Annotated in this window: 7 protein-coding genes and 1 pseudogene; all 8 read left to right on the top strand. The window is 69.9% G+C overall.

Going from position 1 to position 7,606, the window contains the following annotated elements; genetic code table 11:
- A pseudogene (locus tag ABZ281_RS14290) lies at positions 1-512 on the top strand (ABC transporter permease); the annotation flags it as partial.
- Positions 505-1,497, top strand: a complete 993-nt coding sequence (locus ABZ281_RS14285; RefSeq protein WP_356655352.1) for an ABC transporter permease — start codon at positions 505-507, stop codon at positions 1,495-1,497. The pseudogene ABZ281_RS14290 and the gene ABZ281_RS14285, both read left to right, overlap by 8 nt.
- A gap of 30 nt (positions 1,498-1,527) precedes the next feature.
- On the top strand, positions 1,528-2,610 hold the full coding sequence (gene rhaS / locus ABZ281_RS14280) for a rhamnose ABC transporter substrate-binding protein (protein WP_356655350.1): 1,083 nt from the start codon (positions 1,528-1,530) through the stop codon (positions 2,608-2,610).
- A gap of 49 nt (positions 2,611-2,659) precedes the next feature.
- Entirely contained in the window at positions 2,660-2,980 is a 321-nt protein-coding gene (locus ABZ281_RS14275; protein ID WP_142156645.1) for an L-rhamnose mutarotase, read from the top strand.
- A gap of 123 nt (positions 2,981-3,103) precedes the next feature.
- Complete coding sequence (locus ABZ281_RS14270) at positions 3,104-4,534, top strand: BNR repeat-containing protein (RefSeq protein ID WP_356655348.1); 1,431 nt, start codon at positions 3,104-3,106, stop codon at positions 4,532-4,534.
- A gap of 88 nt (positions 4,535-4,622) precedes the next feature.
- A complete protein-coding gene (locus ABZ281_RS14265; protein WP_356655346.1) occupies positions 4,623-5,648 on the top strand; it encodes a LacI family DNA-binding transcriptional regulator in 1,026 nt (341 codons plus the stop codon).
- Between the two features lie 108 nt (positions 5,649-5,756).
- Positions 5,757-7,058 carry an alpha/beta fold hydrolase gene (locus ABZ281_RS14260; RefSeq protein WP_356655344.1) on the top strand — a complete coding sequence of 434 codons (1,302 nt, stop codon included), beginning with the start codon at positions 5,757-5,759 and terminating at the stop codon, positions 7,056-7,058.
- Positions 7,059-7,108: 50 nt separating this feature from the next.
- Positions 7,109-7,606: PIG-L family deacetylase (locus tag ABZ281_RS14255; protein WP_356655342.1), on the top strand; the 498-nt coding region annotated here is incomplete at its 3' end.

Below are 7,606 nucleotides of genomic sequence, written 5' to 3'. Positions count from 1 at the left end.
GGTGGTCGCGGCCTGGCGCTGCCGGCGCTTGCGCACCTGCGGCTGCCACCGCTGCCGTACGCTACTACCTCAGGCACTTCGCCAGCGGCCGCGAGCTGTACGCCCTCGGCTCCAACCCCGAGGCGGCCCGCCTCGCCGGCATCCCCGTCCGCAAGCGGATCCTCGCCGCCTACACCTTCTGCGGGGCGCTCGCCGGACTCGCCGGCGCGATGTACCTCGCCCGTTTCGGCAACGTCGACTCCGGCACCGGCAATGGCTACGAACTGACCGTCGTCAGCGCGGTCGTGGTCGGCGGTGTCGTCTTCACCGGCGGCTCCGGCAGCGTCTACGGGGCGGCCCTCGGGGCCCTGCTGCTGACCTCCATCAACAGCGTGCTGCCCGCCCTCGGCGTCAGCTCCGTCTGGGTGCTCGCGATCAACGGCATCCTGCTCATCCTCGCGATCGCGGTCGACCGGGTCGTCGCGCTGCGCGTGGCCTCCGCCCTGAAGAAGAGGAACGCCCGCCATGGCTGACATCTCCCTGAGCCGAGCGGTCCGCTGGGACACGGTGGTCGGTGGCCTGCTCGTCGTGGTCCTGCTGTTCTCCTTCGGCTTCGTCGACGGGTTCGGCAACGCGCTCAACCTGTCGTTCCTGATCGGCAACACGCTGCCGATCGCGCTGATCGCCCTGCCGATGACCCTGCTGGTCGTCTCCGGCGAGATCGACCTGTCGGTCGCCTCCACGGCCGGACTGTCCGGTGCCGTGATGGGCGCCCTGTGGAACCAGGGCATGACCATCGAGACGATCATCCCGATCTGCCTGCTGCTCGGTGTCGTGTGCGGACTGGTCAACGGGCTGCTGGTGACCAGGCTGGGGCTGCCGTCCCTCGCCGTGACCATCGGCACCCTCGCCGCCTACCGGGGCATCGCGCAGATCGTGCTCGGCTCCGACGCGGTGACCGACTTCCCCACGCAGTACCTGGACTTCGCGGCCGGGCGGATCGGCGACACATTCATCCCCTACGCCTTCCTGCCGTTCGTCGTCCTGCTCGCCATTGCCGTGGTCGCGCTGCACGCCACACCGTTCGGGCGGTCGCTGTTCGCGATCGGCGCGAGCGAGGAGGCGGCCCGCTTCGCCGGCGTCCGGGTCAGGCGGCAGAAGCTGATCCTGTTCACGCTGACCGGCCTGATGGCCTCCCTGACCGGCATCTTCTGGGCGCTGCACTACGCCAGCGCCCGCTACGACAACGCCACCGGCCTCGAACTGTCCGTCGTGGCCGCCGTGTTGCTCGGTGGCATCGACTTCGACGGCGGCAAGGGCACGTTGGGCGGTGCGATCGCGGGGGTGTTCCTCCTCGGCGCGCTGCAGAACGTGATGAGCCTCCAGGACGTGTCCGCCCAGTCCCAGATCGTCGTCACCGGCGTCCTGCTCGTTCTGTCCGTGCTCGGTCCCCGGGTCGTACGGCAGATCTCCACAGCGAGGGCGGGCCGCAGAGCCGCCTCGACTCCCACCTCGTAATCCAGCCCTTCCTCGTAAAGGACCAACGCCATGCGTAAGTCAACCCTGCGCCGCAGCTGCGCGGCCCTCGCCACCGCCACCTCTCTCGCGCTCGCGCTCACCGCCTGCGGCGGCACCACCAAGAAGGATGTCGCCGACGAGGGCGCCTCCACCGCCACCGCCGGCAAGGCCGACCCGAACGCGGCCACCAAGAAGGGCCTCACCGTCGGGTTCCTGCCCAAGCAGGTCAACAACCCCTACTTCACCAGCGCCGACAAGGGCGGCGAGAAGGCGCTGAAGGAGCTGGGGTCCAGCTACAAGGAGGTCGGGCCGTCCAGCGCGACCGACACCGCCGGGCAGGTCTCCTACGTCAACACGCTCACCCAGCAGCAGGTCGACGCGATGGCCGTGTCCGCGCAGGACCCGGGTGCCCTGTGCACCGCGCTCAAGCAGGCCATGAAGAACGACATCAAGGTCGTCACCTACGACTCCGACACCACGCCCGACTGCCGCAACGCCTTCGTCTCGCAGGCCTCCGCCGAGGACCTGGGCCGTACCGAGGTGCAACTGCTCGCCAAGCAGATCGACTACAAGGGCGAGATCGCGATCCTGTCCGCCGCGCAGACCGCGACGAACCAGAACACCTGGATCGACTTCATGAAGGACGAGCTGAAGAAGCCCGAGTACAAGAACATGAAGCTGGTGAAGACCGCGTACGGCAACGACGACGCCCAGCAGTCCTTCCAGCAGACCCAGGGCCTGCTCCAGGAGTACCCGAACCTCAAGGGGATCATCTCCCCGACCACGGTCGGCATCAAGGCCGCCGCCCAGTACCTGTCGGGTTCCAAGTACAAGGGCAAGGTCAAGCTGACCGGCCTCGGCACCCCGAACGACATGCGCAAGTACGTCAAGAACGGCACCGTCGAGGGTTTCGAGCTGTGGGACCCGGCCAAGCTCGGCGAGCTGGCCGCCCGCACCGCCGTCGCCCTGTCGTCCGGGCAGATCACCGGCAAGGAGGGCGAGACGTTCAAGGCCGGCTCCATGGGCGAGTACACCATCGGCAAGGACGGCGTGATCAGCCTCGGCAAGCCGACCGTGTTCGACGCGAAGAACATCGACCAGTTCGACTTCTGATCGACCTGATCGCTGTCTGATCATCCTCTGATCGAAGAAAGGGCTGTTGATGCAGCGCGTGTGCTTCCTGCTGAAGGTCCGGGCGGAGCGCCTCGACGAGTACCGCGAGCGGCACGCCGCGGTGTGGCCCGAGATGCTCCAGGCGCTCTCGGAGACCGGCTGGCACAACTACTCGCTCTTCCTGCGCGAGGACGGACTGCTCGTCGGCTACCTCGAGACCGAGGACTTCGCCGCCGCCCAGGCCGCCATGGAAGCCACCGACGTCAACGCCCGCTGGCAGGCGGAGATGGCGCCGTTCTTCGAGTCGCTGGACGGCGCCCGGCCCGACGAGGCCATGAAACCGCTCACCGAGGTGTTCCACCTCGCCTGATCCCCCCGGCACGGGACACCCCGATGTGCGTCACCCCCGGATCTTCGCGTTACCCCCGACCTGAGGCACACCCCGCTCGAACCCCACCCCTCCCCACCTCACACGACAACGGAGTCCCCTGAGATGAAGAGACGCACACTGCTGGGCGCCGCCCTCGCCGGCGCCGTGGTGACCCCCGCCCTCGGCTCCGGCACCGCCCAAGCCGCGGACCCGGGCCCCTCGGTCACCCTGACCGGCAGCACCCTGCTCGACTCCCAGGCCATCTTCTTCGTCTCCTATGACGGCCTGGTCAACAACAACGCGTTCCAGAAGAACGGCCTGCTGACGTACAAGGGCTACCAGTACGCCGTCTGGTACACCGCTGACCGCAACGCCGTCGTCGGCCGCCGCAAGTTCCCCTCGAGCACCTGGCAGACCGTCAAGGTCGGCCACACCCTGCGGTACAACGACTCCCACAACGTCATCTCCATGGGCATCTCCAAGGTCGACGGCCGGCTGCACCTCAACATGGACTCCCACAGCGACGGCTTCACCTACGTCAAGTCGGTGGCCGGCCTCATGGACAACCCGGACGGGATGAGCTGGACCGCGAGCCGCTTCGGCACTGCCCAGTCCACCCTCGACGGGCTCGCGCTCACCTCGCAGTTCACCTACCCGCAGTTCATCTCGACACCCGAGGGCAAGCTCCAGCTGAGCTACCGCGTGGCCGTCTCCGGAAACGGCCGCAACGCGCTGGCCGAGTACGACGGCACGTCCTGGACGAACCTCGGCGAGTGGAGCAGCTCCACCGGCACCTACACCAGCGAGCACGGCTCCTCGACGGCCCGCAACATGTACCTGCACGGCATCGACTACGACAGGAACGGCCGCCTGCACTCCTTCTTCACCTGGCGCGAGCAGAACGGCGCCGTGATGTGCAACAGCGGCGGCATCACCAACCACGACACCGGCTACGTCTACTCGGACGACCGCGGTCGTACCTGGCGCAACAACGCGGGCACCGTCGTCGGCACCACCGGCACCTCCGACCGGGTCTCCGTCACCGACGCCGGGCTGGTCGTGGACCCGCTCAACCCGGACCACTCGCTGATGAACCAGGAGGCCCAGTTCACCGACTCGGCCGGTCTGCCGCACGCGATCATCAGCTACGTTCCCGGCCGCTTCGGCCAGTGCACGACGAACTACGTCGCCAACCGCACCGCCAACGGCCGTGCCTTCCACGTCCGCAAGAACTCCTCCGGCGCCTGGCAGAAGACCGAGATACCGGTGCCGCTCAACTCCAGCCAGCGCACCAAGCTCATCCTCGACAAGTACGACAACGCGTACGCGATCTTCCCCTTCTGCCGGATCGCCGGAGCCTCCAAGGCTTCCGGGTACACCGACTGGACGGTCCTGTACGACGGCGTCGCCGCCGGGCTGAACGCCTTCGGCGAGGTCGTGATCGACGAGATGCGGATCGCGCAGGACAACTTCCTGTCGGTCATGTACCAGGAGAAGTCCAGCGGTACCACGCCCTCGGCGCTCCGCTCGCTGAACTTCCGTCTGCCCGCCTGACCGCATCCGGCTCCCGGGGCGGCATGCCGGTAATGTAAAGCCGCTCCGGCCGCCGCCCCCGTGTCTCCCCTCTGGAGGTCCCTGCCCGATGGCCCAGTCGGTGGGTATCAAGGACGTCGCCCGCGTCGCCGGAGTCTCCGTCGGCACCGTCTCCAACGTGATCAACCGCCCGGACACGGTGGCGACCGAGACCCGGGCCCGGGTGCTGTCCGCGATAGACCGGCTCGGCTACGTCCGCAGCGAGTCCGCGCGCCAGCTGCGCGCGGGCCGCAGCCGCATCATGGGGCTGCTCGTCCTCGACATGGGCAACCCCTTCTTCGTCGACGTGGCGCGCGGCGCCGAGCGCGCCGCCCGCCGGGCCGGACTCGGCGTGATGGTCTGCAACAGCGCCCAGAACCCGGCCGAGGAGGCCGAGTACCTGTCGCTCTTCGCCGAGCAGCGGGTGCGCGGCGTGCTGCTCACGCCGGCCGACGCCACCGGCCGCAACATCGAGGCATTCCGCCGGCACAACATCCCGTTCGTCCTGGTCGACCGGGTCGCCGAGGGCACCACCGAGTGCTCGGTCTCCGTCGACGACGTGGCGGGCGGCGCCCTCGCGGTACGCCACCTCGTAGACGCCGGGCACCGCTCCCTCGCCTACGTCAGCGGCCCGCCCGGCCTGAACCAGGTCCGCGACCGCCGAACCGGCGCCCTGGAGGCGCTCGCCGAGGCCGGGCTCGGCCCCGAAGCGCTGCGCGAGCTGCCCACCGAACGACTGGACGTCGCCGCGGGCCGCGACGCCGGGGCCCGGCTGCTCGGCCTCGCCGACCGGCCCACCGCCGTGTTCTGTGCCAACGACCTGCTCGCCCTCGGCGTCCTGCAGGCCATGTACGCGGCCGGCGTCGGTGTCCCCGACGACCTCGCCATCGTCGGCTACGACGACATCGAGTTCGCCGCCGCCGCGGCCGTCCCGCTCACCTCGGTGCGGCAGCCCGCCGTCACCATGGGAGCCATGGCAGCCGACCTGCTCCTTGAGGAGACGGAGGAAGAGGGCGCGGCGCGCGCACACGAGCACCGCAGGGTCGTCCTCCAGCCCGAGCTGGTGGTCCGTCGCTCCAGCCTGTCCGCCCGCTGAGCCTGAACGGCCGTTCAGCAGGGTTTCATGATCGAAGGGCTCACCCGCGGACGATCGCTGTGATGAACTGGGACGCGGCCCGAAAATCCGTCCGTCCCGGGAGCCCTGTTGACCCTCAGCTACCGTCAGCCCGGAGTCGTCCTCACCGACCGCCGCTTCACCGTCCCCCTCGACCACGACCGCCCCGGGGGCGAGACGATCGAGCTGTACGCCCGCGAGGTCGTCGCGAGCGACAAGACGCACCAGGACCTGCCGTGGCTGCTCTACCTCCAGGGCGGCCCCGGCTTCGGCGCGGACCGCTCCGTCGGCCGGCCGGGCTGGCTCGGCCGGGCCCTGAAGGAGTACCGCGTCCTGCTGCTGGACCAGCGCGGCACCGGTCACAGCACACCCGCCAACCGCCAGACGCTCCCGCTGCGCGGCGGCCCGGCCCAACAGGCCGACTACCTCACGCACTTCCGTGCCGACTCGATCGTCCGTGACTGCGAGGCCATCCGCGCCGAGCTCACCGGCGGCAAGCCCTGGACCGTCCTCGGCCAGAGCTTCGGCGGCTTCTGCGTCACCAGCTACCTGTCCCTCGCCCCTGAGGGCCTGGCAACGGCCGTGATCACCGGAGGTCTGCCCGCCCTGGACGCCCACGCCGACGACGTCTACCGGGCCGCCTTCCCGCGCATCGAACGCAAGGTCGCCGCCCACTACGCCCGCTACCCCGAGGACGCCGAGCGCGCCCGACGCATCGCCGACCACCTGCTTCACCATGACGTGGTCCTGCCGAACGGCTACCGGCTCACCGTCGAGGCCTTCCAGTCCCTCGGCATCGCCCTCGGCACCGGCGACGGCACCCACCGCCTGCACTACCTCCTGGAGAGGGCCTTCGTCCACACCCCGCAGGGCTCCACGCTCTCCGACGCGTTCCAGGAGCAGGTGCAGGCCATGCTCTCCTACGCCCGGCACCCGCTGTACGCCCTGGTCCACGAGTCGATCTACGGCCAGGACGCCCGGCCCACGGCCTGGTCCGCCGAGCGGGTCCGCGCCGAGTTCCCGCAGTTCGACGCCGCCAAGGCCGTCGCGGGCGACGAACCTCTCCTGTTCACCGGAGAATCGATTCACCCCTGGATGTTCGATTGCGACCCGGCGCTGCGCCCGCTGCGCGAGACCGCCGACCTGCTCGCCGCCCGCACCGACTGGACACCCCTGTACGACCCCGCCCGCCTCGCGGCCAACACGGTGCCGGTAGTGGCGGCGGTCTACCACGACGACATGTACGTCGACACGGCCCACTCCCTGCGCACCGCCCGCACCATCCGGGGCCTGCGCACCTGGATCACGGACGAGTTCGAGCACGACGGCATCCGCACCGGCGGCCCCCGCGTCCTAGACCGGCTGCTGGCGCTCGTGCGGGGTGAGGCCTGATGCCGTGCCGTACGCCCGGTGATGTCGGCGGCGCGGGCTAGTCTGCGGGCATGACGACCACTCAACTGCAGCCCATGCCCGATGACTGGCGGCGTGCCCTCGCGGTCGTGGCACATCCGGACGACCTCGAGTACGGCTGCTCGGCGGCGATCGCGGCCTGGACCGACGAGGGCCGCGAGGTCGTCTACGTGCTCGCGACCCGCGGCGAGGCGGGCATCGACACCATCGAGCCCGCGCGGTGCGGGCCGCTGCGCGAGCGGGAGCAGCGGGCGAGCGCGGCGGTGGTCGGCGTGTCGGAGGTGGAGTTCCTCGACCACAAGGACGGAGTCGTCGAGTACGGCACCGCGCTGCGCCGCGACATCGCCGCCGCCATCCGCCGGCACAGGCCCGAGCTGGTCATCACGCTCAACCACCGCGACACCTGGGGCGGCGTCGCCTGGAACACCCCGGACCACGTGGCCGTCGGCCGGGCCACGCTGGATGCGGCCGGCGACGCCGGCAATCGGTGGATCTTCCCCGAGCACGACGAGCACGGCCTGGACCCCTGG

This window comes from Streptomyces sp. NPDC006265 (assembly GCF_040613555.1).
Classification (GTDB): Bacteria; Actinomycetota; Actinomycetes; order Streptomycetales; family Streptomycetaceae; genus Streptomyces.
The sequence above is the reverse complement of the archived record's forward strand: the minus strand, read 5'-3'. Positions and strand labels throughout refer to the sequence as shown.

What these genes read in the sequence shown, in the direction of transcription:
- ABZ281_RS14285 (WP_356655352.1), top strand. Translation starts at nt 505, where the DNA reads ATGGCTGACATCTCCCTGAGCCGAGCGGTCCGCTGGGACACGGTGGTC.
- rhaS (WP_356655350.1), top strand. Translation starts at nt 1,528, where the DNA reads ATGCGTAAGTCAACCCTGCGCCGCAGCTGCGCGGCCCTCGCCACCGCC.
- ABZ281_RS14275 (WP_142156645.1), top strand. Translation starts at nt 2,660, where the DNA reads ATGCAGCGCGTGTGCTTCCTGCTGAAGGTCCGGGCGGAGCGCCTCGAC.
- ABZ281_RS14270 (WP_356655348.1), top strand. Translation starts at nt 3,104, where the DNA reads ATGAAGAGACGCACACTGCTGGGCGCCGCCCTCGCCGGCGCCGTGGTG.
- ABZ281_RS14265 (WP_356655346.1), top strand. Translation starts at nt 4,623, where the DNA reads ATGGCCCAGTCGGTGGGTATCAAGGACGTCGCCCGCGTCGCCGGAGTC.